The sequence below is a fragment of the Kribbella sp. NPDC043289 genome, assembly GCF_056436705.1.
This window is the reverse complement of record NZ_JBWKCB010000007.1, coordinates 95,395-119,217: the sequence shown is the minus strand read 5'-3', so window position 1 is coordinate 119,217 and position 23,823 is coordinate 95,395. Positions and strand designations below refer to the sequence as shown.

26 protein-coding genes are annotated in these 23,823 nt (G+C 68.8%); 20 read left to right on the top strand and 6 right to left on the bottom strand.

Translation table 11 applies throughout. The features are described from left to right. The 5 genes from mutM (at position 1) to AC0662_RS33650 (ending at position 5,761) form a co-directional block, all read left to right on the top strand. Entirely contained in the window at positions 1-855 is an 855-nt protein-coding gene (mutM, locus tag AC0662_RS33670; protein WP_478305718.1) for a bifunctional DNA-formamidopyrimidine glycosylase/DNA-(apurinic or apyrimidinic site) lyase, read from the top strand. A 144-nt stretch (positions 856-999) separates the two neighbouring features. Then, on the top strand, positions 1,000-1,200 hold the full coding sequence (locus AC0662_RS33665) for a hypothetical protein (RefSeq protein ID WP_130449173.1): 201 nt from the start codon (positions 1,000-1,002) through the stop codon (positions 1,198-1,200). Between the two features lie 300 nt (positions 1,201-1,500). Beyond that, positions 1,501-5,049 carry a chromosome segregation protein SMC gene (smc, locus tag AC0662_RS33660; RefSeq protein ID WP_452204506.1) on the top strand — a complete coding sequence of 1,183 codons (3,549 nt, stop codon included), beginning with the start codon at positions 1,501-1,503 and terminating at the stop codon, positions 5,047-5,049. Positions 5,050-5,087: 38 nt separating this feature from the next. Beyond that, a complete protein-coding gene (locus tag AC0662_RS33655) occupies positions 5,088-5,360 on the top strand; it encodes a type II toxin-antitoxin system Phd/YefM family antitoxin (protein WP_452204505.1) in 273 nt (90 codons plus the stop codon). Next, on the top strand, positions 5,357-5,761 hold the full coding sequence (locus tag AC0662_RS33650) for a VapC toxin family PIN domain ribonuclease (protein ID WP_478305715.1): 405 nt from the start codon (positions 5,357-5,359) through the stop codon (positions 5,759-5,761). Before AC0662_RS33655 ends, AC0662_RS33650 begins: the two co-directional genes overlap by 4 nt. Positions 5,762-5,785: 24 nt before the next feature. Here the strand turns inward: AC0662_RS33650 and AC0662_RS33645 are convergent, their stop codons facing one another. Beyond that, a complete protein-coding gene (locus AC0662_RS33645) occupies positions 5,786-6,109 on the bottom strand; it encodes a nuclear transport factor 2 family protein (protein ID WP_452204503.1) in 324 nt (107 codons plus the stop codon). Between the two features lie 87 nt (positions 6,110-6,196). Between AC0662_RS33645 and AC0662_RS33640 the strand changes: the two genes are divergently transcribed. The 5 genes from AC0662_RS33640 (at position 6,197) to AC0662_RS33620 (ending at position 9,833) form a co-directional block, all read left to right on the top strand. Next, positions 6,197-6,727, top strand: coding sequence for a COG4315 family predicted lipoprotein (locus AC0662_RS33640; RefSeq protein ID WP_452204502.1), 531 nt, complete (start codon positions 6,197-6,199; stop codon positions 6,725-6,727). Positions 6,728-6,782: 55 nt separating this feature from the next. Beyond that, positions 6,783-7,313 (top strand): sigma-70 family RNA polymerase sigma factor, encoded by a 531-nt coding sequence (locus AC0662_RS33635; RefSeq protein WP_452204501.1) that lies wholly within the window; start codon positions 6,783-6,785, stop codon positions 7,311-7,313. Next, positions 7,310-7,999, top strand: a complete 690-nt coding sequence (locus AC0662_RS33630) for an anti-sigma factor family protein (protein WP_478305712.1) — start codon at positions 7,310-7,312, stop codon at positions 7,997-7,999. The genes AC0662_RS33635 and AC0662_RS33630 overlap by 4 nt, the downstream gene beginning before the upstream one ends. Positions 8,000-8,030: 31 nt before the next feature. After that, a complete protein-coding gene (locus AC0662_RS33625; protein ID WP_452204499.1) occupies positions 8,031-9,122 on the top strand; it encodes a threonine aldolase family protein in 1,092 nt (363 codons plus the stop codon). A 150-nt stretch (positions 9,123-9,272) separates the two neighbouring features. Further along, positions 9,273-9,833, top strand: a complete 561-nt coding sequence (locus AC0662_RS33620) for a dihydrofolate reductase family protein (protein ID WP_452204498.1) — start codon at positions 9,273-9,275, stop codon at positions 9,831-9,833. A gap of 31 nt (positions 9,834-9,864) precedes the next feature. Here the strand turns inward: AC0662_RS33620 and AC0662_RS33615 are convergent, their stop codons facing one another. Together AC0662_RS33615 and AC0662_RS33610 are read right to left on the bottom strand one after the other, a co-directional pair. Next, complete coding sequence (locus AC0662_RS33615; RefSeq protein WP_478305709.1) at positions 9,865-10,770, bottom strand: M56 family metallopeptidase; 906 nt, start codon at positions 10,768-10,770, stop codon at positions 9,865-9,867. Continuing rightward, a complete protein-coding gene (locus tag AC0662_RS33610; protein WP_452204496.1) occupies positions 10,767-11,150 on the bottom strand; it encodes a BlaI/MecI/CopY family transcriptional regulator in 384 nt (127 codons plus the stop codon). Before AC0662_RS33610 ends, AC0662_RS33615 begins: the two co-directional genes overlap by 4 nt. A gap of 81 nt (positions 11,151-11,231) precedes the next feature. Between AC0662_RS33610 and AC0662_RS33605 the strand changes: the two genes are divergently transcribed. The 7 genes from AC0662_RS33605 to AC0662_RS33575 are packed head-to-tail and all read left to right on the top strand — an operon-like array spanning position 11,232 to position 19,789. After that, entirely contained in the window at positions 11,232-12,635 is a 1,404-nt protein-coding gene (locus AC0662_RS33605; protein WP_452204495.1) for a cytochrome ubiquinol oxidase subunit I, read from the top strand. A 10-nt stretch (positions 12,636-12,645) separates the two neighbouring features. Further along, entirely contained in the window at positions 12,646-13,635 is a 990-nt protein-coding gene (gene cydB, locus AC0662_RS33600; protein ID WP_478305706.1) for a cytochrome d ubiquinol oxidase subunit II, read from the top strand. Next, positions 13,632-15,257 carry a thiol reductant ABC exporter subunit CydD gene (gene cydD / locus AC0662_RS33595; RefSeq protein ID WP_478305704.1) on the top strand — a complete coding sequence of 542 codons (1,626 nt, stop codon included), beginning with the start codon at positions 13,632-13,634 and terminating at the stop codon, positions 15,255-15,257. Before cydB ends, cydD begins: the two co-directional genes overlap by 4 nt. Further along, positions 15,254-16,873, top strand: coding sequence for a thiol reductant ABC exporter subunit CydC (gene cydC / locus AC0662_RS33590; RefSeq protein ID WP_478305702.1), 1,620 nt, complete (start codon positions 15,254-15,256; stop codon positions 16,871-16,873). Before cydD ends, cydC begins: the two co-directional genes overlap by 4 nt. 43 nt (positions 16,874-16,916) lie before the next feature. After that, positions 16,917-18,134, top strand: coding sequence for a signal recognition particle-docking protein FtsY (gene ftsY, locus AC0662_RS33585; RefSeq protein WP_478305700.1), 1,218 nt, complete (start codon positions 16,917-16,919; stop codon positions 18,132-18,134). Between the two features lie 58 nt (positions 18,135-18,192). Beyond that, positions 18,193-18,600: a YciI family protein gene (locus AC0662_RS33580; RefSeq protein ID WP_478305698.1), complete on the top strand. Its 408-nt coding sequence runs from the start codon at positions 18,193-18,195 to the stop codon at positions 18,598-18,600. Next, positions 18,584-19,789: an RNA polymerase sigma factor gene (locus tag AC0662_RS33575; RefSeq protein WP_478306075.1), complete on the top strand. Its 1,206-nt coding sequence runs from the start codon at positions 18,584-18,586 to the stop codon at positions 19,787-19,789. Before AC0662_RS33580 ends, AC0662_RS33575 begins: the two co-directional genes overlap by 17 nt. Here AC0662_RS33575 and AC0662_RS33570 read toward each other — a convergent pair. Both AC0662_RS33570 and AC0662_RS33565 read right to left on the bottom strand, forming a co-directional pair. After that, the gene (locus AC0662_RS33570; protein ID WP_452204489.1) at positions 19,786-20,745 is read right to left on the bottom strand and encodes an asparaginase; all 960 of its coding nucleotides are present in this window, start codon (positions 20,743-20,745) and stop codon (positions 19,786-19,788) included. The two genes, AC0662_RS33575 and AC0662_RS33570, sit on opposite strands and share 4 nt — an antisense overlap. Positions 20,746-20,770: 25 nt before the next feature. Further along, positions 20,771-21,355, bottom strand: coding sequence for a helix-turn-helix domain-containing protein (locus AC0662_RS33565; protein ID WP_452204488.1), 585 nt, complete (start codon positions 21,353-21,355; stop codon positions 20,771-20,773). Positions 21,356-21,430: 75 nt separating this feature from the next. Here AC0662_RS33565 and AC0662_RS33560 point away from each other — a divergent pair, with 75 nt between their 5' ends. From AC0662_RS33560 to AC0662_RS33550, 3 genes are read left to right on the top strand one after another with little or no spacing between them, the layout of a single operon-like run. Then, the gene (locus tag AC0662_RS33560; protein ID WP_452204487.1) at positions 21,431-22,378 is read left to right on the top strand and encodes an NAD(P)/FAD-dependent oxidoreductase; all 948 of its coding nucleotides are present in this window, start codon (positions 21,431-21,433) and stop codon (positions 22,376-22,378) included. 26 nt (positions 22,379-22,404) lie between these two features. Beyond that, complete coding sequence (locus tag AC0662_RS33555) at positions 22,405-22,848, top strand: RNA polymerase sigma factor (RefSeq protein ID WP_452204486.1); 444 nt, start codon at positions 22,405-22,407, stop codon at positions 22,846-22,848. Beyond that, positions 22,845-23,033, top strand: a complete 189-nt coding sequence (locus tag AC0662_RS33550; protein WP_452204485.1) for a hypothetical protein — start codon at positions 22,845-22,847, stop codon at positions 23,031-23,033. The genes AC0662_RS33555 and AC0662_RS33550 overlap by 4 nt, the downstream gene beginning before the upstream one ends. 48 nt (positions 23,034-23,081) lie before the next feature. Here AC0662_RS33550 and AC0662_RS33545 read toward each other — a convergent pair whose 3' ends face one another. After that, positions 23,082-23,678: a TetR/AcrR family transcriptional regulator gene (locus tag AC0662_RS33545; protein ID WP_452204484.1), complete on the bottom strand. Its 597-nt coding sequence runs from the start codon at positions 23,676-23,678 to the stop codon at positions 23,082-23,084. Between the last annotated feature and the right edge of the window lie 145 nt (positions 23,679-23,823).

The following is a 23,823-nucleotide window of genomic DNA, read 5'->3' as shown; positions in this document are numbered from 1 at the left end:
GTGCCCGAGCTACCTGAAGTAGAGGTCGTCCGGCGGGGTCTGGCCGAGTTCACCACCGGCCGGACCATCGAGACCGTCGAGGTCCTGCACCCCCGCCCGGTACGGCGTCATGCCGCCGGGCCGGAGGATTTCGTGTCTCGGCTCAAGGGCCAGGTGTTCGCCGAGCCGGCGCGGCGCGGGAAGTACCTGTGGCTGCCTCTAACCTCCGGTGACGCGGTGCTCACACACCTCGGCATGAGCGGACAGTTCCGGGTTCAGCCGGTCGGCGCCCCGGACGAGCCGCACCTGCGGGTCCGGTTCCGGTTCGCCGACGACCGCGGAGAGGTCCGCTTTGTGGACCAGCGGATGTTCGGTGGTCTGTCGTACTCGGAGGGTGGCGCGGAGCTGCCCGCCGAGATCGCCCACATCGCCCGGGACCCGTTCGATCCTCTGTTCGACCCGGTGGCGGCCGCCGCGAAGATCCGGCGCCGCCGGACCGGCCTGAAGCGGGCGCTGCTCGACCAGACCGCGGTCAGCGGGATCGGTAACATCTATGCCGACGAGGCGTTGTGGCGGGCCAAGCTGCACTACGCCCGGGCGACGGAAACGCTGAAACCCCAACAAATCAAGGCGATTCTCGACGCGGCGCACGAGGTGATGGCCGAGGCGCTGACCGTTGGTGGCACCAGCTTCGACGCGCTGTACGTCAATGTGAACGGTGAGTCCGGATACTTCGAGCGCGGTCTGAACGTCTACGGCCAGGAAGGTTCGCCGTGTCCGCGGGACGGGCGCCCGATCCGTCGCGAGCCGTTCATGAACCGTTCGTCGTACCGGTGCCCGAAATGTCAGCCCGTTCCACGGCATGTCCGCTGGTGAGCGAGGTATTGTTAACTAATGTGGCCCAGGTTGACCCGTCGGCCACGCCGGTGTCACCCTGAAAGACGGCACACACTTTTCGGCGCTCCCTCGTGACCTGGAAGCGGAGCGCGACCGGCCAGAACCCTTCCGGAGGACAGCACAATGGCCAAGGCTCTTCTAGGGCATCTTGGAGGCACTGACCCGCGCATGCTCGAGCAGGTTCGTCTGCTCAACCGGCGTGTCGCAGATCTGGAGGCGCACGTGATGCGGCTTCAGGCAGAGAACGATCATCTGGTGGCCCAGATCCATGAGGGTCGGCTGCTCACCGTCGACGAGGCTCTGCGCGCCCCCGCTTCGGTCTGACGCACGAACGAGTCACATCTCGACCGTCCGGCACTACGCTGCAGAACGGCGGTGGCCCCCGTCCGGGCCTCCGCCGCCCTTGTATCAGAGCCCACTTTCCGAGCCCTGTTGTGCTCCCAGATCTTTCGCCGGCCACTTCTGAACGGCTCGGCCTCCGCTGGATCCCGCGATTCTCTTTGTAGACTGCGAAGCGGAACACCTTCCCCCGGGTAGCGGCAGCGTCACGAACAGCTATGACGGTTCCTTCGGTATCGTCTGTCCTTTCACGGGTTGGAGAGCTTCGCCTTGTACCTGAAGAGCATGACGCTCCGGGGCTTCAAGTCGTTCGCGTCCGCGACGACGATGAACTTCGAACCAGGCATCACCTGCATCGTCGGCCCGAACGGCTCCGGGAAGTCCAACGTCGTCGACGCGCTGGCCTGGGTGATGGGTGAGCAGGGCGCCAAGTCGCTGCGCGGCGGCAAGATGGAGGACGTCATCTTCGCCGGTACCTCCGGCCGCGCCCCGCTGGGCCGCGCCGAGGTGGTGCTCACCATCGACAACACCGACGGCGCGCTGCCGATCGAGTACGCCGAGGTGACGATCAGCCGGACGATGTTCCGCAACGGCGGGTCCGACTACCAGATCAACGGCCAGAGCTGCCGGCTGCTCGACGTCCAGGAACTGCTCAGCGACTCCGGTATCGGCCGCGAGATGCACGTCATCGTCGGCCAGGGCCAGCTGGACTCGATCCTGCGCGCCACGCCGGAAGGCCGCCGCGGGTTCGTCGAGGAGGCCGCCGGGGTCCTGAAGCACCGCAAGCGCAAGGAGAAGGCGCTCCGGAAGCTCGAGGCCACCGAGGGCAACCTGAACCGGCTCGGGGACCTGATCACCGAGATCCGCCGCCAGCTGAAGCCGCTCGGGCGCCAGGCGGAGGTGGCGCGCCGGGCGGTGACGATCCAGGCGGAGGTCCGGGACGGCCGGGCCCGGTTGCTTGCCGACGACATCGTCCAGGCGCAGTCCGCGCTCGAGGCCGAGCTGCGGGACGAGGCCGCGCTCACGCAGCGCCGGACCGAGACCGAGGCGAAGCTGCGCGAGGCTCGCGAGCTGGAGGCCGAGCTGGAGGACGCGCTCCGCGAGGACGCCCCGGCGCTGCAGGCCGCGCAGGACACCTGGTACCAGTTGTCCGGCTTCGGCGAGAAGATCAAAGGTACGGCGCGGATCGCGGCGGACCGGATTCGCTCGCTGAACGACGAGGCCGAGGAGCCGCGCCCGGGCCGTGACCCCGAGGAACTCGAGCTGGAGGCCGCCCGGGTCCGCGAGACCGAGGCTCAGATCGAGGCCGAGGTCGAGGCGCACTCCGAGCTGCTCGCCGAGTCGGTCGAGCGCCGCCAGCAGCTGGAATCGCAGGAGGCCGAGGAGGAGCGCCGGATCTCCGCGTTGATCCGGGCCGCGGCCGACCGCCGCGAAGGCCTGGCCCGGCTGACCGGCCAGGTGAACGCGCTGCAGAGCCGCGCGGCCGCCGCCGAATCCGAGATCGGCCGCCTCGCTAGCAACCGGAGCGAGGCCGAGCAGCGGGCCGCCAAGGCCCAGCACGATTTCACCGCTCTGGAGACCCAGGTTGCCGGGCTGGACGCCGGCGAGAAGGGGCTCGACGACCAGTACGAGGCCGCGCAGGCGGTGCTCGACGAGATGGACGAGCGGCTGAAGAAGCTGCGCGCCGAGGAACGGGACGCGGAGCGTGAGCGCACCGGTCTGGCCGCCCGCAAGGAAGCACTTGAGCTCGGCCTGAACCGCAAGGACGGCGCCGGCGCCCTGCTGGCCGCCTCCGAGCAGATCAACGGCCTGATGGGTTCCGTCGCGGCGCTGCTGAGCGTCCGCTCCGGCTACGAGACCGCGATCGCCGCGGCGCTCGGCGAGGCCGCCGACGCGGTCGCCGTCACCCACACCGACGCCGCGTTGCACGCCGTCGATCACCTCAAGCAGCACGACCTGGGTCGTGCCGGGATGCTGCTCGGCGACGCGCCGGCCGAGGACTATGCCGCCTGGCCGGCCTTGCCCTACGGAGCGTCGTACGCCGTCGACGTCGTGGACTGCCCCGAGACGCTGCGTCCCGCTCTGCGGCGGCTGTTGCGCAAGGTCGCGGTCGTCGACGACGTGGACGCGGCGCGGTCGCTGGTGCGGAACCTGCCCGACGTCACGTGTACGACGCGCGCGGGCGACGTACTCGGGGCGCATTTCGCGTACGGCGGGTCGGATGCGGCACCGAGCCTGATCGAGGTGCAGTCCGCGGTCGACGAGGCGGCGGAGAAGCTCACCGAGGCGACGGCGCGCAGCGAGCGGCTGCGCTTCGAGCTGCAGGGGCTCGAGGACGAGCGGACCCGGCAGAAGGAGTCCGTCGAGATCACGCTGGCCCGGCTGCACGAGTCCGACGCGGCGATGGCTGCCGTCGCCGAGCAGCTGGCGCACTTCGGGTCGCTGGCGAAGGCGTCGCGTGGTGAGGCCGAGCGGATGGCCGGGGCGATCGCGGCGGCCGAGGAGGAGCGGGACAAGAACCTGTCCGGCCTGGCCGAGCTCGAAGAACGGCTGATGGACGCCGAGGCGTTCGACGAGGACGGCGACGAGCCGGACACCTCGCAACGCGACCGGCTGGCCGAGGAGGCCAAGGCAGGTCGGGCGGCCGAGATGGAGGCGCGGCTGGCGCTGCGGACCACCGAGGAGCGGGCCCGGGCGCTGTCCGGTCGTGCCGACTCGCTGGAGCGCGCGGCCCGGCAGGAGCGCGAGGCGCGGGCGCGGTCGATCGCGCGGGCGGCCCGGCGGGCGCGGCAGGCGGAAGCGGCGAACGCCGTACATCTGGCTGCTGGTCACGTGCTGGCGCGGCTGGAGTCCTCGCTGAAGCTGGCGGCGACCGAGCGGGCGGAGATCCAGGCGCAGCGGGCCGACCGGGAGCAGGCGCTGTCGCAGGCCCGGTCCGCGACCCGGAACCTGAGCTCCGAGCTGGAGCAGCTCACCAACACCGTGCACCGGGACGCGCTGGCGCGGGCCGAGCAGAAGATGCGGCTCGAGCAGCTGTACGAGAAGGCGCTCGGCGAGCTCGGGATCGAGGTCGACGCGCTGGTCACGGAGTACGGACCGGACCAGCTGGTGCCGCCGCTGCCGACAACGCCATCAGGTGACGACACGCTGGAGCTCGAGGGTGAGCCGTTCAACCGGACGAAGGTCGAGAAGCGGCTCAAGCAGGCCGAGCGGGCGCTGAACCAGCTGGGCAAGATCAACCCGCTGGCGCTCGAGGAGTTCGAGGCGATGGAGGAGCGGCACCGCTTCCTCTCGGAGCAGCTCGACGACCTGAAGAAGTCCCGCCGCGACCTGATGGACATCGTCAAGGAGGTCGACGAGCGGGTCGAGCAGGTCTTCACCGAGGCGTACCGGGACGTGGAGGTCGCGTTCGAGCACGTCTTCAGCCGGCTGTTCCCGGGTGGTGAGGGCCGGCTGGTGCTGACCGACCCGGACGACATGCTGGCCACCGGTATCGACGTCGAGGCCCGCCCGCCCGGCAAGAAGGTCAAGCGGCTGTCGCTGCTGTCCGGTGGTGAGCGCTCGCTGGTCGCGGTCGCGTTCCTGGTCGCGCTGTTCAAGGCCCGGCCGTCGCCGTTCTACATCCTCGACGAGGTCGAGGCGGCACTCGACGACACCAACCTCGGCCGGCTGCTGGAGATCTACGAGGAACTGCGCGAGAACAGCCAGCTCCTGGTGATCACCCACCAGAAGCGCACGATGGAGGTCGCCGACGCCCTGTACGGCGTCACGATGCGCGGCGACGGCGTCTCCGCCGTCATCTCCCAACGCATCCGCGAACCCGAACCGGTCTAGCCGTAGCACCGTGTGTCTCCTCGCGCTACGCTGGTGTCATGAAGGTCATCACGCAGCGCGAGTTCCGTAACAACTCTGCCGCGGTGATGGATGCCGTCGAAGCGGGCGAGACGTATCACATCACCCGGAACGGCACCGAGGTCGCCGAGCTGCGCCCGCTGGTCCGTCGGCCGCGGCCGACTGCTGCGGAGCTCGTCGCTCGGCATCGTCGGCTGCCTCGGGTCGATGCGGCCCAGCTGCGGGCCGATTCGGACGAGTTCTTCGGCACCGAGGACAGAGTGGGCGCCGACGATCCGTGGGATCGGGAGTGAGCACGGAACGGTCGGTCGGGGTCCTTGACACCTGTACCTACATCGACCTTCCGGTCCTCGAGGTCGAGGGGCTCCCGGACTATCCCGAACTGACGGCGGTCACGCTGGCCGAGCTGCATCAGGGCGTCGCGATGGCCAAGGACCCGTTCACCCGCGCGGCGCGGGCGGAGGTGCTCGGGGCTGCCGTGGCTCAGTTCGAGCCGCTGCCGTTCGACGGCGATGCTGCCGCCAGGTACGGCAGTCTGGTGGGGCTCGTGCTCTCGGCGGGCCGCGAACGGAAGCCGCGTCGGATGGATCTGATGATCGCGGCCATCGCCTCCAGCCGGGATTTGCCGTTGTACACCAGGAATCCGGCCGACTTCAAAGGTCTCGACGGTCTGCTGACGGTTCGAGCTGTGTGAGCCGCGGGCTCAGGTAGTTCTGGCTCAGGCGGTGATGGTCATCGAGGCCAGGGTGTCGGCCTGGACGTCGAAGGTGAAGTGGGACGGGCCGTTGTAGCCGTCGCCACCGACCTGGGTCAGGATCGTCAGGGGGTTGCCGGAGGTGCTGACCTCGGTGCCGGTGAAGGTGGCGTGTTTGCCGATCAGCTCGTTGTCGCTCCAGGAGCGGATCCGGTCGTGGCCGCGGAACTGCCGGCCCCAGTCGTCCACGTAGCCGTCCGCGGCGAACGCCGCCACGAAGGCGTCGTTGTCCTGGGCGTCGATCGCGTCGAGCGCGCGCTGTACTGCGGCGGGGATTTCTTGGCTCATGCCGGCGACGATAGCGCCCCGGTCTGAACCGATCCGTCGATCCGTACGTATGGCGGGGTGTAGGTCGGTGATCCCCGGGAGGTAGTGATGAAGCGTGTGGCGAGTGTGTTCGCCGTGGCGGTGCTCGGGGCGGCCGGCCTGACCGCCTGTGGTGGCGGCAACGGCTACTCGAGCTCGGGCTCGGGCAATTCTGCACCGGCCAGTCCGTCGGCCAGTGAACCGGCGGCAGGGACCGCGAAACTGGGCGTCGCCACCGTCGGTTCCTACGGCAAGGTCGTTGTCGACGGCAACGGACGGACCGTGTACGTGTTCGACAAGGACACCCACGGTACGTCGAACTGCTCGGGCGACTGCCTCGCGCAGTGGCCCCCGGTGCCGGCCGGCAACGGTACGGCGCAGCTCACCGGGATCGAGCCGTCGCTGATCACCACGATCACCCGCTCGGACGGCTCCAAGCAGCTGGCCATCAACGGCATGCCGCTGTACCGGTTCGCCAAGGACAGCAACGCCGGCGAGGCCAACGGCCAGGCGGTCCTCGGCCTCTGGTGGGTCGTCGCACCGAACGGCACGAAGATCACCACGCAGTCGAGTAGCTCGGGCAATGGCAACGGCTACTGATTCGAGCAGTGCTGTTCGGGTGTCGTCGTCCGCTGCTCCCGGTATCGTGCGGACGGTGGGTGACAACCCGGCGCCGCACGATGCCGAAACGCTGATCCGGACGCTGTACGCCGAACACGGCCGCAGTCTGCTGGCGTACGCGACCCGCCTGACGGGCGACCGGGCGGCCGCCGAGGACGTCGTACAAGAAACGCTTGTTCGGGCGTGGAAGCACGCGGACGACCTGACCACAGGCAAAGGCTCAGTGCGGGGCTGGCTGCTCACTGTGGCGCGCAATATCGTCACGGACCGCGCCCGGGCCCGTGCAGTGCGTCCGGCCGAGGTGGCGGACGTGGCGGACACTCCACCGGTCGCGGGAGACCACTCCGAGTCCGTGGTGAACACCATGGTGGTGATGGACGCACTGGACAAGGTGTCGCCCGAGCACCGTGAAGTACTCGTGCAGCTGTACTACCGCGGGCGGTCCGTCGCCGAGGCTGCCAAGGAACTGGGCGTGCCGCCCGGTACCGTGAAATCGCGTTCGTACTACGCCCTCCGAGCCTTGCGCGCGGTGTTGGCCGGACAAGAGGCGGAGGTGTCCCCATGAGTGAGCACGACCGTACACAGCTGGGCGCCTACGCACTGGGCGCACTGGAGCCTTCAGAGGTCGCCGCGGTCGACGAGCACCTGGCTACCTGCGCGGAGTGCCGGGCTGAGCTGACTGAGCTGACCGAGATGAAGGACTTCCTCGCAGAGGTCCCGCCGGAGGCGTTCCTGGACGGGCCGCCGGATGGCGGTGATCTGCTCCTGCATCGCACGCTGCGGGAGGCGCGTGGTCTCGACACTGATCCGCCGGTGCACACTCCGACCAGGCGGCGCTCCCGCTGGTTGCTGGTGGCCGCCGCGCTCGTTGTCGTCGGGGGCGCGCTGGGCGGTGGCGTCGTACTAGGTCGGCAGACCGCACCGCAGGCCGCGGAGCCGACAGCCGGGTACAAGGAAGTCACCACGGTGGACACGGCGACGGGTACGACGATGGCGACCACCGTCGAGCCGCGGACCGGCTGGAGCTGGGTCCAGGTGCAGGTGAAGGGCCTGAAGGCCGGAGACCAATGTCAGTTGATCGTCACCGACAAGGCCGGTAAGACCTGGGTTGCGGGCAGTTGGCTGGTGTCGGCGAAGGCAGCGAAGGACGGGAGCACTTTCGGCGGCGGTGTGCTGGTTCCGCTCGACCAGGTGCATGCGGTGGAGATCAGAACGGTGCAGGGACGGCACGTGGTGACAGCCACCATCTGAGTCGGGTTGCGGGACACGAGAGGATAGAGCTGTGGCTACTACCTCCGAGGACCTGCGGGAGCGACGGAAGAACGCGGCCGACGGCTGTGAGCGCTGGCTGTCCAACCGGCGAGTGCCGGTGCCGGACCGGTTGCGGATGCTCGCAGAGGCGGCCACAGACGACCAGAGCGACATGTACGGCAACGGTGGTGAGGTCGCTGCGCTGGAGCAGGAGGTAGCCGAGCTGCTGGGCAAGCCGGCCGCGGTGTTCGTGCCGACCGGCATCATGGCGCAGCAAAGCGTGCTGCGCGTGTACGCCGACCGCGCGGGAACCAGCCGCGTCGCAGTGCACGGTCTGTCCCACCTGCTGGTGCACGAGCTGAATGCGCTCGAAGAAGTGCACCACCTGCGCATCGAGCGGATGACCTCCGAGCCGCGGCAGCCGCGACCTGACGAGCTGGCAGCCATTCCAGGGAAGCTCGCCGCGGTGACGCTCGAGTTGCCGCTGCGCGACGCCGGCTTTGTGCTGCCGACGTGGGACGAACTGGTCGTGTTCTCCGAGTCCTGCGCCGAACGCGGCGTACCGCTGCACCTCGACGGAGCACGGTTGTGGGAGAGCGCGCCGTACCTCGAGCACAGCCTGGCGGAGATCGCCGCGCTGGCGTCGACGGTGTACGTCTCGTTCTACAAGGTGCTCGGCGGCGTCAGCGGTGCGGCACTGGCCGGCCCCGAGGACGTCATCGCCGAGGTACGCCGGTGGCAACGCCGACTCGGTGGCAACCTCTTCGCCCTGTTCCCGTACGCCGTCTCCGCGCGGGACGGACTGCGGTCGGTGCTGCCGTTGATGGACGACCTGCGCCAGCGGGCCGTGGAGGTCGCGATAGCCTTGCAGGGCGAGGGTTTTCGCGTCTTCCCGGAGCCGCCGCACACCAACTCGTTCCGGCTCTACGCACCGCGCTCGGCGGAGTCGATCGAGCACGCGGCCGTCGCGCGGATGGAGCGGACCCGCGAGGCGTTGTGCGGTCCGTGGCAGCCGGCCGACGTACCGGGGTGGTCGTGGGTCGAGGTGGTGGCGACGCCGGCCACGCTGGATTGGCAGGTCGACGAAATCGCGAAGGCATTCGGGGAACTTCTGACGCGCTGAGGACGTCAGGGACTGTGTTGTTGGGTTGGGGAGTCGGGGAGAGAAGTGCTGACATTCGTCGTCACGATGGTGGTTCTGCTGGTTCTGTCGGGTCTCGTGCTGCTCGCCGTGGCACGCGGTGAGGGGAAACATTTCGGGTAGCCTCGCGGGATGAGGCGACTCATCTTCCAGGAGTACGTGACACTCGACGGCTACGCCGCCGGTCCGGACGGGGGACTGGAGTTCTTCGACTCGATCGGCATGCAGCCGGACGACGACAACCTCGAGCTGCTCGACAGCATCGACACGATGTTGCTGGGCGCCGAGACGTATCGCTTGTTCGCGGGGTTCTGGCCGACCGAGGCGTCGGCGGGTGAGCCGATCGCCGCGAAGCTTAACGCGCTGCGCCTGGTCGTCGTGTCGACGACGCTGCAGAGCGCACCGTGGGGCAACTACGAGCCGGGCATCGTGATCCCGGACCTCGACGCGGTGCGGGCGCTCAAGGCGGAGCAGACCGGCAAGGACATCATCCTGTGGGGCAGCATCACGTTGTTCCAGTCGTTGCTGCGGGCCGGTCTGGTCGACGAGGTCCAGTTGCGGATCTGTCCGGTGCTGCTGGGGAACGGGAAGGCCGCGTTCCCGACCGGTGGGTCACCGGTGAACCTGGATCTGATCGAGGCGCGCCCGTGGGGGACCGCCGGCGTCATGGTGCGGTACCAACCGACCAGCTGACCGCACCAGTCGACCAGCTGACCGTGGTCGTTTAGCTGACTGCGTTCACGATCGCCTGCACGATCGGGGCTGCGATCGTCACGGTGGGCAGGATCAGCAGCGTCGCGGCACCGGCGTACGTCAGTGTCGAGAGCAGGCGCTCGTTGGTCGCCGGACCGGCCAGGCGCTCGACACGCAGTACCGTGGCGGACTTTGCTGCGGCCAGGGCTGCTTCCGGAGCTGGTGCGCCGGCCAGAGCGACCAGTGCGTGGGCCAAGGGGCGCGGGCCGCTGCGACGGCGGGCGTCGTCGTCGGCGAGCAGCTCGACGAGTGTGCGAGCCTGCTCCAGCGCCACGTCGCTGCGGACCCACCGTGGGAACGCGTGGTGCAGTGCGGTGAACTCCTCCAGCACCAGGTCGTGCCGCGCGCGCAGATGCGCCTGTTCGTGGGCGAGCACGGCCTTCAGCTCGCTGTCGTCGAGTCGATCCAGCGCACCGACCGACACAACGACCCGCGCGCCACGCAACGCGGGCAGACAGTAGGCCAGTGGCGTCTCCTCCGCCAGCACCCGCAGTCCGGGGATCAGCCCGTCCGGAGTGGCCAGGACGTCGACCAGATCGCGGTGCCGTTTGCGCCGTGCCCTCGTACCGACAGCTACTCGACCAACGGCCCACAGCAGACGTACAACGACGAGTGCGGTCATCGCGAGGATGAGGGCAGCCAGCAGATCACGTGGCGACGACGGGTCGAAGCGGGGCTCACCGGGCCGGCCGGCAATCGAGTACGACAACGAGATCCCAGCACCCAGTGCAGCCAGTACGGCGGCCAGTGCGATCGCCTGCCACAGGATGACTGCCGCACGCGGGACCCGGTAGGGCCAGTGGGAACGAGCCAGCACGGCCGGCACGGGGCCGGTCAGCACCAGCGCCAGGACGGCCAGCAGGACCGGGGTGATCACCCCGGGTTGTCCAAGCGGGACAGAGCATCGCGCAGCAGCGCTGCCTCTTCGTCGGACACCTGCCCGACGAACCGGACCAGCGCCTCCCGCCGGTCGCCGGCCCGATCGAGCGCGTCGCGCATCAGGTCGGCGGCGAGTTCCTCGCGGGGCGCGGCGGCGCGGTAGCGCCAGGCCTTGCCGTCGCGCTCGCGCTCGGTCAGCTTCTTCTTCGCCAGCCGGTCCAGAACGGTCATCACGGTGGTGTAGGCGAGCTCGCGGGTGCCGCTCAGCTGCTCGTGCACCTCGCGCACGGTCAGCGCTGCCGGGGCCGCCCAGAGCTGCTCCATCACCAGTCGCTCCAGGTCCCCGAGCGGACGCGGTCCCTTCTCCTCACTCGCCACGTGACCAGTATAACTACACGTCGTAGTAGATCCGCGCTAGCATCTACTACAATACGTCGTAGATGGGTTGGAGACCTGCCGATGGACACCCTTGACCTGGCGCGCTGGCAGTTCGCGATCACCACCGTGTACCACTTCTTCTTCGTCCCGGTGACGATCTCGCTGGTTGCGATCACCGCCGGCCTGCAGACCGCCTGGTACCGGACCGGGAAGGAGAAGTACCTCCGGCTGACCAAGTTCTACGGGAAGCTGTTCCTGATCAACATCGCGATGGGCGTGGTCACCGGACTCGTCCAGGAGTTCCAGTTCGGGATGAACTGGAGCGACTACTCGCGTTTCGTCGGCGACGTGTTCGGCGCCCCGCTGGCGCTCGAGGGGCTGCTCGCGTTCTTCCTCGAGTCGACCTTCATCGGCCTCTGGATCTTCGGCTGGGACCGGCTGCCGAAGCTTGTGCACCTGGGCTGCATCTGGATGGTGGTGCTCGGCACGCAACTGTCGGCGTACTTCATCCTCGCGGCGAACTCGTGGATGCAGAACCCGGTCGGTTTCCGCTACAACGCCGAGCGCGGCCGCGCCGAGCTGACCGACCTGTGGGCGGTGCTGACCAACAAGGTCGTGCTGGTCACCTATCCACACACGATCTTCGCGGCGTTCATGGTCGGTGGCGCGTTCGTGGCCGGCGTCGCGCTCTGGCACCTGCTCCGGCGGCCGAAGGTCGACAAGGACGTGTTCCGCTCGGCGCTGAAGATCGGCGCCTCGGTGGTCCTGGTCGCGAGCGTCGGCGTCGCGATCAGCGGTGACCTGCAGGGCAAGGTGATGACCGAGGTGCAGCCGATGAAGATGGCCGCGGCCGAGGCGCTGTACGAGACCGAGAAGCCGGCGTCGTTCTCGGCCTTCACCATCGGCACGCTGGACGGCTCGAAGGAGATCTTCTCGATCAAGGTGCCTTACCTGCTGTCGTTCCTGGCCACCGGGCATTTCGGCGGCGAGGTCAAGGGCATCAACTCGCTGCAGGACGCCTACGAGCAGCTCTACGGCCCAGGGTCGTACAAACCGAACATCCCGCTGACCTACTGGACCTTCCGGCTGATGATCGGGGTCGGGATGGCATCCGCGGCGATCGCGCTGTGGCTGCTGTGGACGACCCGCCGCGGCCGGGCGCCGGCGCGCTGGCTGATCTGGCTGGCCGCGCCGCTCCCGCTGCTGCCGCTCGCGGCGAACACCTTCGGCTGGATCTTCACCGAGACCGGACGCCAACCCTGGCTGGTCTTCGGACTGTTGCCAACGGCATCGGGTGTCTCACCCGGTACGACGAGCGGCGAGGTGATCACGTCACTGGTCGGCTTCACCGCGCTGTACGGCGTCCTCGCGGTGGTCGAGACGAAGCTGCTGCTGCGGACCATCCGGGCCGGTCTGGCCGGGACGGACGAGCCACCCGAGACCGCTCCGGACCAGCCGGACAAACCGCTGTCGTACGCGTACTGAGGGGCTCGAGATGGAACTGACGAGTGTGTGGTTCGTCGCGATCGCGGCGCTCTGGACCGGGTACTTCGTGCTCGAGGGCTTCGACTTCGGAGTCGGGATGCTGTTCCGCGTGCTCGGCCGCAACGAGCCCGAACGCCGGGCCGCGATCAGCACGATCGGCCCGGTCTGGGACGGCAACGAGGTGTGGCTGATCATGGCGGGCGCCGCCACGTTCGCGGCGTTCCCGGAGTGGTACGCGACGTTGTTCAGCGGGTTCTACCTGCCGTTGTTCGCAATCCTGGTCGGCCTGATCGTGCGCGGCGTCGCGCTGGAGTACCGCGGCAAGCGTGACGACGCGCCGTGGCGCAACCGGATGGACTGGATGATCGTCGTCGGCTCGGTGCTGCCGGCGCTGCTCTGGGGTATTGCGTTCGGCAACATCGTGCGCGGCGTACCGCTGGACGCCGATCATGAGTACGTCGGCGGCTTCGGCACGCTGCTGAACCCGTTCGCGTTGCTCGGTGGGCTGACGTTCGTCGCGGTGTTCATCACCCACGGCGCGATCTTCCTCGCGCTGCGCACCACGGACGACCTGCGAGTGCGCGCGAATCGGCTAGCGACCCGCAGCGGTGTCGTCGCCGCGGTACTCACGATCGCGTTCCTGGCCTGGGCGCAGGCGATCCGTGGTGACACGGTCTCGCTGGTGTTGACGATCCTCGCGGTCGTGGCGTTCGCCGGCGGACTGGTCGCGAACCTGCTGCGCCGCGAGGGCTGGGCCTTCGTCGGTACGACGCTGGCGATCGGACTGGCCGTGGTGTCGTTGTTCGTCGCACTGTTCCCGGACGTGATGCCGTCGACGCTGGAGCCAGGGTCGACCCTCACCGTGGCAGGGGCCGCGTCCTCGGCGTACACCTTGAAGGTGATGACGATCATCACGGCGATCTTCTTCCCGCTGGTCCTGCTGTATCAGGGGTGGACGTACTGGGTGTTCCGCAAGCGCGTCATGGTCGCGGCCGCATGAAACCGCTCGACCCGCGGCTAGTCAAGCGAGCCAAGGGTGCACGTGTCTTCCTGGCGGCATCGGTACTCATCGGTGTCGCCAGCGGAGCCCTGATCGTCGCGCAGGCCGTCCTCCTGGCTCACGGCATCACCGGAGTGGTACTGCGATCCGCCAGCGTGACCGCAGTGGCCTGGGGACTGGCTGCGGTGATCGCAGGACGCGCACTGCTCGTGTGGGCGCAGGAGGTGGTCGCTCAGCGTGCTGCAGCCGCTGTGAAGTCCACGCTGCGGCGACAGGTGCTGGAGCACTCCTTGAAGCTCGGACCGGTCTGGCTGAGCGGTGAACGGAGCAGTGCGCTCACAACCCTGCTAACTAAGGGTCTTGACGATCTGGACCCGTATTTCGCTCGTTACCTGCCCCAGCTTGTCCTCGCCTCCACTGTGCCCGCTGGAGTGATCGGATGGATGGCCACTGGTGACCTGATCGCAGCCGGGACAGTACTGATCACCCTCCCGTTGATTCCGATCTTCATGGCGTTGATCGGCTGGGCGACACAGGCCCGCAGCCGCCGGCGTCAGCACGCGCTGGCGGTGCTGGCTCACCACTTCGCGGATGTGGTCGGTGGACTGACCACGCTGAAGCTGTTCGGTCGCGCCAAGGCTCAGCAGTCCGCCGTACGCCGGGTGACCGATGAGCACCGGTCCGCGTCGATGCGGAGTCTGCGGCTGGCGTTCCTGTCGTCGTTCGCGTTGGAGCTGCTGGCCAGCATCTCGGTGGCGTTGGTTGCCGTGGGCGTTGGTCTGCGATTGGTCGACGGCAAGCTAGGACTCGAGACGGCGTTGATGGTGCTGATCCTGGCGCCTGAGGCGTACCTGCCGTTGCGACAGGTCGGACAGCAGTTCCACGCGAGCGCAGACGGTGTGGCGGCGAGCGAGGAGGTCTTCCGCGTGCTCGAGACGCCGCTACCGGAGCGTGGCGAGCGGACCGACGTACCGGACCTGCGGGTGACTCCGCTCCAGTTGTACGACGTGTCGGTGAGCTATCCCGGGCGTGGGAAGCCGGCGTTGGACGGGTTCGATCTGGAATTGCGGCCGGGCGAGGTGGTGGCGCTGACCGGCCCCAGTGGAGCTGGGAAGTCCACGGCGTTGGCTGTGCTGCTTGGGTTTGTGCAGCCGGAGCGCGGTGTGGTCGTGGCCGGTGGGAGCGCCGCTGACGAGTTCGATCCCGCGGTGTGGCGACGGCAGTTCGCTTGGGTGCCGCAGCGTCCCGGACTGCGTTCGGGGACGGTCGCCGACAACGTGCGGCTGGGTCGGCCGGACGCGTCGGACGACGAGATCCGCATGGCACTTCTCACTGCAGGCGCCGGCGAACTGGAGCTGGACAAGGCGGTGGGGGAGCAGGGGCAGCTGCTGTCCGGCGGTCAGCAGCGGCGGGTCGCGCTCGCCCGGGCGCTCATCACCGACGCCCCGGTCCTCCTCCTCGACGAGCCAACGGCCGGCCTGGACGCGGACACCGAGGCCGCAGTGGTCACCGGTCTGCGCGCCAGCGGCCGCACGGTCCTCATGGTCGCCCACCGTCCCGCGCTGATCGAAGCCGCCGACCGCACCGTCACGGTAGGAACCCGAGAGCTGGTGAACGCATGAAGGGATGGCAACTGGCCCGCCCGGAGCCCGGTGTGCGGTGGCGACTGCTACTCGCTCTCGTGCTTGGTGTTGCCGCCGCCGGTTCGGCGGTCGCACTGCTCGCGACGTCGGCCTGGCTGATCACCGCTGCGTCAGCCCAGCCGCCCGTACTGCTCCTGATGGTGCCGATCGTGGCCGTCCGCGCTTTCGGTGTCGGCCGCGGCGTCTTCCGGTACGTCGAACGCCTGGTCGGCCACGACGCGGCGTACCGGGTTCTGGGGGAGACGAGGGCTCGCATCACCGGACGCCTCGAGAAGATCGCGCCTGGTGGGCTCACCTCGCGGCGGAAGGGTGATCTGCTCGCCCGGCTCGTACTGGACGTCGATGCGGTCCTCGACCTCTGGCTGCGGGTCCTGCTGCCAGTGGCGGTCGCAGCGGTGACGGCTGCCGCTACGGTCGCGCTGCTCGCACTCTTGCTGCCGGCAGCGGGTGCAGCCGTTGCGCTGGCGGTGCTGGTCGCGTGCACCGTCGTACCGTGGCTGACTGCTCGGACCGCCGAGCGGGCCGAGCGAAACATCGCTGGAGCTCGGGGCGACGTCGCAGCCACCACCACCGAGACTCTGCTGACCGCGGCCGACGTAGTGGCGTACAACGCGATCGACTCGGTGCTCGACGACTTCAGCCGCCACGACGCCCGTCTGGCCGCCGCCGAACGCCGCTCCGCCTGGAGCACCGGCCTCGGTAGCGCTCTTCTCGTCCTCTGCATCGGCGGTGCCAGCGTGGCCGCATTGGTCCTCGGTAGTACGGCGAACATCACCGGCGCAGTCTTCGCCGTACTGGTCCTCACGCCGCTCGCTCTGGCCGACGTCCTCGGCGGCGTCCCCGCAGCAGCCCAACTCGCCATCCGGGTACGGGCGTCCCTCGCGAGAGTCCAGGAACTCGTCGACACGCCAGAACCCGTCACCGAGCCAGCGCACCCGCTGCCGCTCCCGACCGGGCGCGACCTCCGGGTGAACCTGCTGCGCGTCGGGTACGACGACACCGACGTACTGAACGGTCTCAGCCTGGACATGCCCGCTGGGAGTCGTGTGGTGATCACAGGCCCGAGTGGCTCGGGCAAGAGCACGCTGGCCGCCGTACTGCTGCGGTTCCTCGAGCCGCGCGGGGGAGAGGTGCTGCTGGACGGTGTGGACCTGGCCAGGCTCGAAGGCGATCAGGTGCGGTCCGTCGTCGGTCTGCTGACGCAGGAGAGCCACGTGTTCGACACGAGCATCCGGGAGAACCTGCTGCTCGCGAAACCCGGTGTCAGCGACCTGCAGCTCTGGAAGGCGCTCTACCGGGCCCGACTCGGGATGTTCGTCGAGAAGCTGCCGGACGGCCTCGACACGATGCTCGGTGAGCACGGCGCGAGGCTGTCCGGTGGTGAGCGTCAGCGGCTGGCGTTCGCTCGGCTGCTGCTCGCGGACCGCGACGTACTCGTGCTGGACGAGCCGACCGAGCACCTGGACGAGGAGACCGGCCGGGCACTGCTCGCCGACCTGTTCGCCGCGGCAGGAGACCGCACCGTCGTGCTGCTCACCCACCGGCCCGAGTTGGTGCCTCCTCACGGATCGCGACAACTGGTTTGCCTGACGTGACAAATGCGGGCGGCGGGCCGGGCGTCTGTCAAGATGGGGAACCGTGTTGACCCCACTGCTCATCTCGCTGCTCACCGACCAGGCCCTGATCACGATCGTCGTGGTGATCGCGGTCGTCCTGGTCGTCGGTACCACCGGTCTGGTCGTCGCCCGCCGTCGCCGGGGCGAGCTGCCGCCGGCCGCTCCGAAGCCCTCCGTCGAGGGTCCGGTCGAGGGCAAGGAGGCGGCCGAGCCGAAGGTCGGTGAGGACGCCGAGGAACCGCGTGACACCCCGACGCGGACGCTCGAGGACACCGAACTGCCGGAGACGCCGGAGTCGTCGGCCCCGACGATCGAGAAGCCGGAGTCCGCGCAGGGCCGGCTGGTCCGGCTCCGGGCCCGGCTGGCCCGCTCGCAGGGGTCGCTGGGCAAGGGCCTGCTCGCGCTGCTGTCCCGCGACAAGCTCGACGAGGAGGCGTGGGAGGACATCGAGACCACGCTGATCACCGCCGACGTCGGCGTCGCGCCGACGCAGGAGCTGGTCGAGAAGCTGCGCACCCGGATGCGTGTCGAGGGTGTCGGCGCCGCCCAGGCCCGCGAGATCCTCCGCGAGGAGCTGATCGACCTGGTGAACCCGTCGCTGGACCGGTCGCTCAAGGCGAGCCGGACGGACGGCCAGCCCGCGGTGATGCTGATGGTCGGCGTGAACGGCACCGGCAAGACCACGACCGTCGGCCGGCTGGCCCGCGTGCTGATCGCCGAGGACAAGCGCGTCGTCCTCGGTGCCGCCGACACGTTCCGCGCGGCCGCCGCGGACCAGTTGCAGACCTGGGGCGAGCGCGTCGGTGCCCGCACCGTGCGCGGTCCCGAGGGTGGCGACCCGGCCAGCATCGCGTTCGACGCGGTCAAGGAAGGCATCGCGGAGGAGGCCGACGTCGTACTCGTCGACACCGCCGGCCGCCTGCACACCAAGACCGGTCTGATGGACGAGCTCGGCAAGGTGAAGCGGGTGATCGAGAAGACCGCCGAGGTGGACGAGGTGCTGCTGGTCATCGACGCCACCACCGGGCAGAACGGTCTCACCCAGGCGCGGGTGTTCGCCGAGGTCATCAACGTCACCGGCTTGGTCCTGACCAAGCTGGACGGTACGGCGAAGGGCGGCATCGTGATCGCCGTGCAGCGCGAACTCGGCGTACCGGTGAAGCTGGTGGGTCTCGGTGAGGGTCCGGACGACCTGGCCCCGTTCGACCCCGAGCAGTTCGTCGATGCCCTGCTGGACTGATGTAGAGAACCCGGCACCGGCTCCGTCTCACGTGTAAAGGCCCTGAGGAGGAGATGACATGACCAAGTTCATGCTGCTGATGAACATGGACGGCGGGAACTGCGACACCCCGATGCTGGAGTGGGACGAGGCCGACATGAAGGCCCACATGCAGCACCTGACCGACCAGCTGGACGAGTTGCGGAAGCGGGGCGAGCTGGTCGAGGTGAGCGCGCTGACCTGGCCCAAGCACGCCAAGGTGGTGCGGGCCACCGCTCTGAACGCCCCGGTCTGGACCGACGGCCCGTACGCCGAGTCCAAGGAGGTCCTGGCCGGCTACACGATCGTGGACGTGGAGTCGGAGGAACGGGCGCTGGAGATCGCGGCTGGGCAGTCCGCCGCGCCCGGGCCCGGCGGCGTACCGCTGGAGCAGCCGATCGAGGTACGCCGGATCATGGAGGGCGACGGGGATCTCCACGACTTCTGACCCCTCTCACGAGCTGGAGGACCTGCTGCGGGAGCTGACGCCGCAGGTCCTCGGAGCAGTCGTGCGATGGTCCGGTGACTTCGCCGCTGCGGAGGACGCCGTACAGGAGGCACTGCTCGCGGCCGCGACCACGTGGCCGCGGGACGGCCTGCCGGACAAGCCGAAGGCCTGGCTGATCCAGACCGCGTCCCGACGGCTGATCGACGAGGTGCGTCAGGAGCAGGCCCGCCGGCGCCGCGAGGAACGCGCCGCGCTGCGCGACGTACCGGCGGAGCAGGTCGAGCAGTACGACGACACGCTCCGGCTCCTGTTCCTCTGCTGTCATCCCGCTCTCACTCCGGCGTCCGCGATCGCACTCACGCTGCGGGCGGTCGGTGGACTGACGACGGCCGAGATCGCCACGGCGTACCTGGTACCCGAGGCGACGATGGCGCAGCGGATCAGTCGGGCGAAGCAGAAGCTCAAAGGCGCAGGCTTCGCGCTGGACGCGGACCCGGAGCGGCTGCGCAACGTTCTGCACGTGCTCTATCTGATGTTCAACGAGGGCTACACGAGCACCAGCGGTCCGGAGCTGCACCGGAGTGACCTGTCGACTGAGGCGATCCGGCTGACGCGCGCAGTACGGACGCAGTTGCCTGAGGACGGACAGGTCACTGGCCTGCTCGCGCTGATGTTGCTGACGGATGCACGTCGTGCAGCGCGCACAGGTAAGGACGGCGAGCTCATTCCGCTGGCAGAGCAGGACCGGCTGCTGTGGGACCACCAGTTCATCACCGAAGGCGTGGCGCTCGCGGTGGAGGCGTTCAACGCGCCGCCGCTCGGGGAGTACCAGATCCAGGCGGCGATCGCCGCGCTGCACGACGAGGTGGACCGTGCCGAGGACACCGACTGGCCGCAGATCCTCGCGCTCTACGGACTTCTCGAGGACCTGTCCGGCAACCCGATGGTGAAGCTCAACCGGGCGATCGCGGCCGCCATGGTCGACGGCCCCGACGCCGGCCTGAAGCTCCTCGAACCGCTGGACACCGAGTTGTCCGGCCACTACCGCCTCGACGCCACCCGCGGCCATCTGTACGAGATGCGCGGCGACCGGTCGGCCGCCGCCGAGCATTTCCGGGCGGCGGCCCGCGGTACGACGAGCCTCCCCGAACGCGACTACCTGGTGACGAAAGCCGCGTCGCTGAGTTAGGCGTACTGCGCGAATCCCGCGGCGATGTCCTCATCTGTTGCCAGGAGCAACCGAAGCAGGATCCGGGCCTTGTACGGGTCGAGGAAGCCGCCGTCGATCAGACCGCGCTGCAGTAGATCCGCCTCCGAGCCGGGGGAGTGGTAGGTGTTGCGGACCACCGAGCCCGCGCCGGTCCGCGACGTGAGGACGACCGGCATCCGCGCCGCGAGATCGCCGAGCACGGGCGCGAGGGCGGCCGGTACGTGACCGACGCCGTACCCGGCGACGACCAGGCCCTGATGAGTGTCCGCCAGCCCCTGCAGCAATACGCCGTCGTCGTCCATCGTGATCGTGTAGAGCGCGACGCGAAGCGCGTCCAGCGTCGCGGGCTCCGCACTGCCCTGTACGCCGTCCAGTCGCAGCGGGCGCGTGAGGACGCGGACCTGGTCCTCGACGACGTGACCGATCGGGCCCGTGTTCGGTGACACGAACGTCGCCGTACTCGTGCTGTGGGTCTTGCGGACCCAGCGCGCCGCGTGGATCTCTTCCTTGAAGACGACCAGCGCGCCGAGGTCGCGGGCGGCGGGGGAGCCGGCCACGCGCAGGGCGGCGAGCAGGTTGGCCGGGCCATCCGGTCCGGCCAGTGTCGGGTTCCGCATCGCGCCGGTGAAGACCAGGGGCTGCGCGTGCGGCCAGACCAGGTCGGCCAGGAAGGCGCTCTCTTCCAGGGTGTCGGTGCCTTGGGTAACCACCACCCCGGTGGCGCCGGCGGCGACGGCCTTCGAGGCGGCGTCGACGACCTCGAGCAGCTTGGCGGCGGTCAGGTTGGCGCTCGGGATCTTCTCGATGTCCTGGATCTCGACCGTGTGGCCGAGCTCGGCCAGGCCAGGCATCGCGGCGGTGAGGTCGTCACCGCTCAGCCGATGCGTTCCCGCCATCGAGATGGTCCCGCCCAGAGTGAACAACGCAATGCTCACCAGGTCTCTCCTGTCATGTGGCCTGTCATGTGGTTCGCGCTCGGACGTGCATCCGCTCCCCCTGCGGGCCGTAAAGACATAGCACCTCGGTCGGTCCAGGGCCCGGGTTGGAGAACCAGTGCGGCACGCGGCAGTCGAACTCGGCCACCTCGCCCTCTTTCAGCACGAAGTCCTGGTCGCCGAGTTTCAGCCGGATCCGGCCGGACAGCACGTAGAACCAGTCGTAGCCCTCGTGGGTCTTCTGTACGACGTCGGTGCCCGGATATCCCTCCGGGAGGATCTGCTTGAACGCCTGCAGTCCACCCGGCCGCCGGCTGAGCGGGATGTGCACCGTGCCGTGCCGCTTGATCGGCTTGGCGTAAATGCGCGGGTCACCGGTCGGCGGCGCGTCCACCAGCTCGTCCAGCTGCACCTGGTGGGCGCGGGCCAGCGGCAGCAGCAGCTCCAGTGTCGGCTTCCGGCCGCCGGACTCCAGCCGGGACAGCGTGCTGACCGAGATCCCGGTCGCCTCCGACAACTGCGCCAGCGTCGTACCGCGCTCGATGCGGAGCGCCCGCAGCCGCGGCCCGACCGACTCGAGGACATCGTCGAACGTCTCGGTGTTTGCCATACCAGCAACAATACTTGTCGAAAATGAAAACCACGACGCATCCTCGGCGTATACCTAGAAACGAGGAGTCCCGAGATGACGACGTACGACGTGATCGTGATCGGTGGCGGTGCCGCCGGGCTGAGCGGAGCGCTCGCCCTGGTCCGGTTCCGCCGTTCGGTGCTGGTGATCGACGACGGCACCCCACGCAACGCGCCCGCCGACGGCGTGCACAACTTCCTCACCCGCGACGGCACGCCGCCGGGCGAGATCTACGCCATCGGTCGCCAGGAGGTGATCGGGTACGGCGGTGAGTTCGCCGACGGCACCGTCACCACGGCCCGGAAGGACGCTGACGGGTTCACGGTCGAGCTGGCCGACGGTACGACGTACCGCGGTCGGCGGCTGCTGGTGACGACCGGGCTGACCGACGTACTGCCCGACGTACCCGGGCTGGCCGAGCGGTGGGGGAAGGACGTCGTGCATTGCCCGTACTGCCACGGCTGGGAGGTGCAGGACCAGGCTATTGGCGTGCTGGCGACTGGTCCGATGGCGATCCACCAGGTGCAGCTGTTCCGGCAACTGAGCGACGACGTGACGCTGTTCCTGCACACCGCGCCGGAGCCCACCGAGGAGCAGTGGGAGGAGCTGGCTGCTCGCGGCATCTCCGTGGTGCAGGGCAAGGTCGAGCAGATCGAGGTGACCGGCGACAAGATCACCGGTGTGCGGCTGGAGAGCGGCACGGTCGTACCGCGGCAGGCTGTGGCGATTCAGAGCACCATGCGAGCCCGTGCGGGCTTCGTGACCGATCTGGGTCTGGAGACGACGCTGGTCGAGTCGAACGGTGTCGAGGTCGGTACTGCGGTGAAAGTCGACGGCATGGGCGCTACAGAGGTCCCTGGTGTGTTCGCGGCAGGCAACGTGACCAATCCGACCGCTCAGGTCATGCCATCCGCGGCAGCCGGCCTGATGGCCGCCGGCGGCCTCAACTTCGACCTGATCACCGAAGAGACGCGTCAGGCAGTAGCAGCCCGCAGTAGTTGAGGAGTTGAATAGAGGCGGGAGGGTGGATGCACGAAACGGTCGACCCGGATTTCGCCTCGTTCGTCGACGCACGACAGGGCAGGTGGCTCCGTACGACGTACCTCGTGTACGGCGATGTGCAGCGAGCAGAAGAGGTACTGCTGCACGCCTTCAAGCAGCTGTCGGTTCGGTGGACCAGGGTGGACGACCCGGACGCGTTCGTCCAGCCGTTGCTCTACCAGCCGGCGCTGCGGCCCTGGAACCGGTCGAAGCCGTTCGTGGACACCGACGACAAGGTGCAGCTGGCGCTGGCCGGCATGACGCCCGCGCAACGCACCGTGTTCGTGCTGCTGCACCTGGAGGAGCTGACCGAGTTCGAGGTGGCCGATCTGCTCGGCATGTCCCACACCGCCGTCCACGCGCACGGAATGGCGGCTTTCGGCCGCTTCCGGACCGCGCTCGGCGCGGGGGACTGGCGGGACGCCCAATGAGGCGGGAGGACGTGCAGCCGTTGCTGCTGACAGCAGTTGACCGATTACCGGAGACCGATCTCGCCGACGCGGCGTGGGCGGCCGGTGTGCGGCTGCGGCGTCGTCGGCGCCGGGCCGTGGCGCTCTGTGTGGTGCTGGCGATCGTGGCGCTGATCGTCGCGTCGATCGTCATCGAGGTCAGCTGAGGACCTCGTCCCTCCGGCGGGGTCCAGGCCGGCGGGGACAGTGCCGGGCTAGATCGCTCCGGTGTGTCCGTCGAGTATTGCCCGAAGTGTGACGTCGACCAGGCGATCGGCGTCCTCGGGCGGTGGCATCGGGCGCCCGGTGAGCGCCCGGACGACGAAGACTCCCGCCATCCACTCCACCATCAGAACCGGGTCCGCGGTGTCGCGGATCGGTTCACCCCGGGATCTGGCCCGGTCCAGTGCTTCCTGCGTCAGTGCGATCCTCCGGTCCAGGACTTTCCGGTAGATCTGTGCTGACCGCTGGTCGCGGTTCGCCTCGGTGACTGCGAGGCGAATCAGTGCCTGCCCCCTCTCGGTGTTGGCGAAGAACAATGCCGTTCGGTAGACCTCGCACAGGTCACCGGCCAACGAGCCGGTGTCCGCGTCCGGGATTTCCAGGTCGAACAGGTCGGTCAGCGCGTCGTTCGCGAGTAACTCCTTGCTGGCCCACCTCCGGTAGATCGTCGCCTTGCCTACCCCCGCTGCCTCGGCGACGTCATCCACCGTCATTCCGTCGAATCCGCGCTCCAGCAGCAGCTGTACGGCGTACCGGCGGATTCGCGGTTCCGCCTCCGGGTCCCGTGGTCTGCCTCGGCGCGGTCTCACTGCATAGTTCGGCTCCATTTCTCGTTCCCCAGGTCGGACGGGCGCAGTGGCGCAGCTGCGGTCCCGTGTGGTCCAGGCCAGAGTGTCACATTCGGACCCTCCGTGAGGCATGTCACCCGGATGTCACTTGGGAGCGTGCTTTGTC

What these genes read in the sequence shown, in the direction of transcription:
- AC0662_RS33665 (WP_130449173.1), top strand. Translation starts at nt 1,000, where the DNA reads ATGGCCAAGGCTCTTCTAGGGCATCTTGGAGGCACTGACCCGCGCATG.
- smc (WP_452204506.1), top strand. Translation starts at nt 1,501, where the DNA reads ATGACGCTCCGGGGCTTCAAGTCGTTCGCGTCCGCGACGACGATGAAC.
- AC0662_RS33655 (WP_452204505.1), top strand. Translation starts at nt 5,088, where the DNA reads ATGAAGGTCATCACGCAGCGCGAGTTCCGTAACAACTCTGCCGCGGTG.
- AC0662_RS33645 (WP_452204503.1), bottom strand. Translation starts at nt 6,109, where the DNA reads ATGAGCCAAGAAATCCCCGCCGCAGTACAGCGCGCGCTCGACGCGATC.
- AC0662_RS33640 (WP_452204502.1), top strand. Translation starts at nt 6,197, where the DNA reads ATGAAGCGTGTGGCGAGTGTGTTCGCCGTGGCGGTGCTCGGGGCGGCC.
- AC0662_RS33630 (WP_478305712.1), top strand. Translation starts at nt 7,310, where the DNA reads ATGAGTGAGCACGACCGTACACAGCTGGGCGCCTACGCACTGGGCGCA.
- AC0662_RS33620 (WP_452204498.1), top strand. Translation starts at nt 9,273, where the DNA reads ATGAGGCGACTCATCTTCCAGGAGTACGTGACACTCGACGGCTACGCC.
- AC0662_RS33605 (WP_452204495.1), top strand. Translation starts at nt 11,232, where the DNA reads ATGGACACCCTTGACCTGGCGCGCTGGCAGTTCGCGATCACCACCGTG.
- cydB (WP_478305706.1), top strand. Translation starts at nt 12,646, where the DNA reads ATGGAACTGACGAGTGTGTGGTTCGTCGCGATCGCGGCGCTCTGGACC.
- cydD (WP_478305704.1), top strand. Translation starts at nt 13,632, where the DNA reads ATGAAACCGCTCGACCCGCGGCTAGTCAAGCGAGCCAAGGGTGCACGT.
- cydC (WP_478305702.1), top strand. Translation starts at nt 15,254, where the DNA reads ATGAAGGGATGGCAACTGGCCCGCCCGGAGCCCGGTGTGCGGTGGCGA.
- AC0662_RS33580 (WP_478305698.1), top strand. Translation starts at nt 18,193, where the DNA reads ATGACCAAGTTCATGCTGCTGATGAACATGGACGGCGGGAACTGCGAC.
- AC0662_RS33565 (WP_452204488.1), bottom strand. Translation starts at nt 21,355, where the DNA reads ATGGCAAACACCGAGACGTTCGACGATGTCCTCGAGTCGGTCGGGCCG.
- AC0662_RS33560 (WP_452204487.1), top strand. Translation starts at nt 21,431, where the DNA reads ATGACGACGTACGACGTGATCGTGATCGGTGGCGGTGCCGCCGGGCTG.
- AC0662_RS33555 (WP_452204486.1), top strand. Translation starts at nt 22,405, where the DNA reads ATGCACGAAACGGTCGACCCGGATTTCGCCTCGTTCGTCGACGCACGA.
- AC0662_RS33550 (WP_452204485.1), top strand. Translation starts at nt 22,845, where the DNA reads ATGAGGCGGGAGGACGTGCAGCCGTTGCTGCTGACAGCAGTTGACCGA.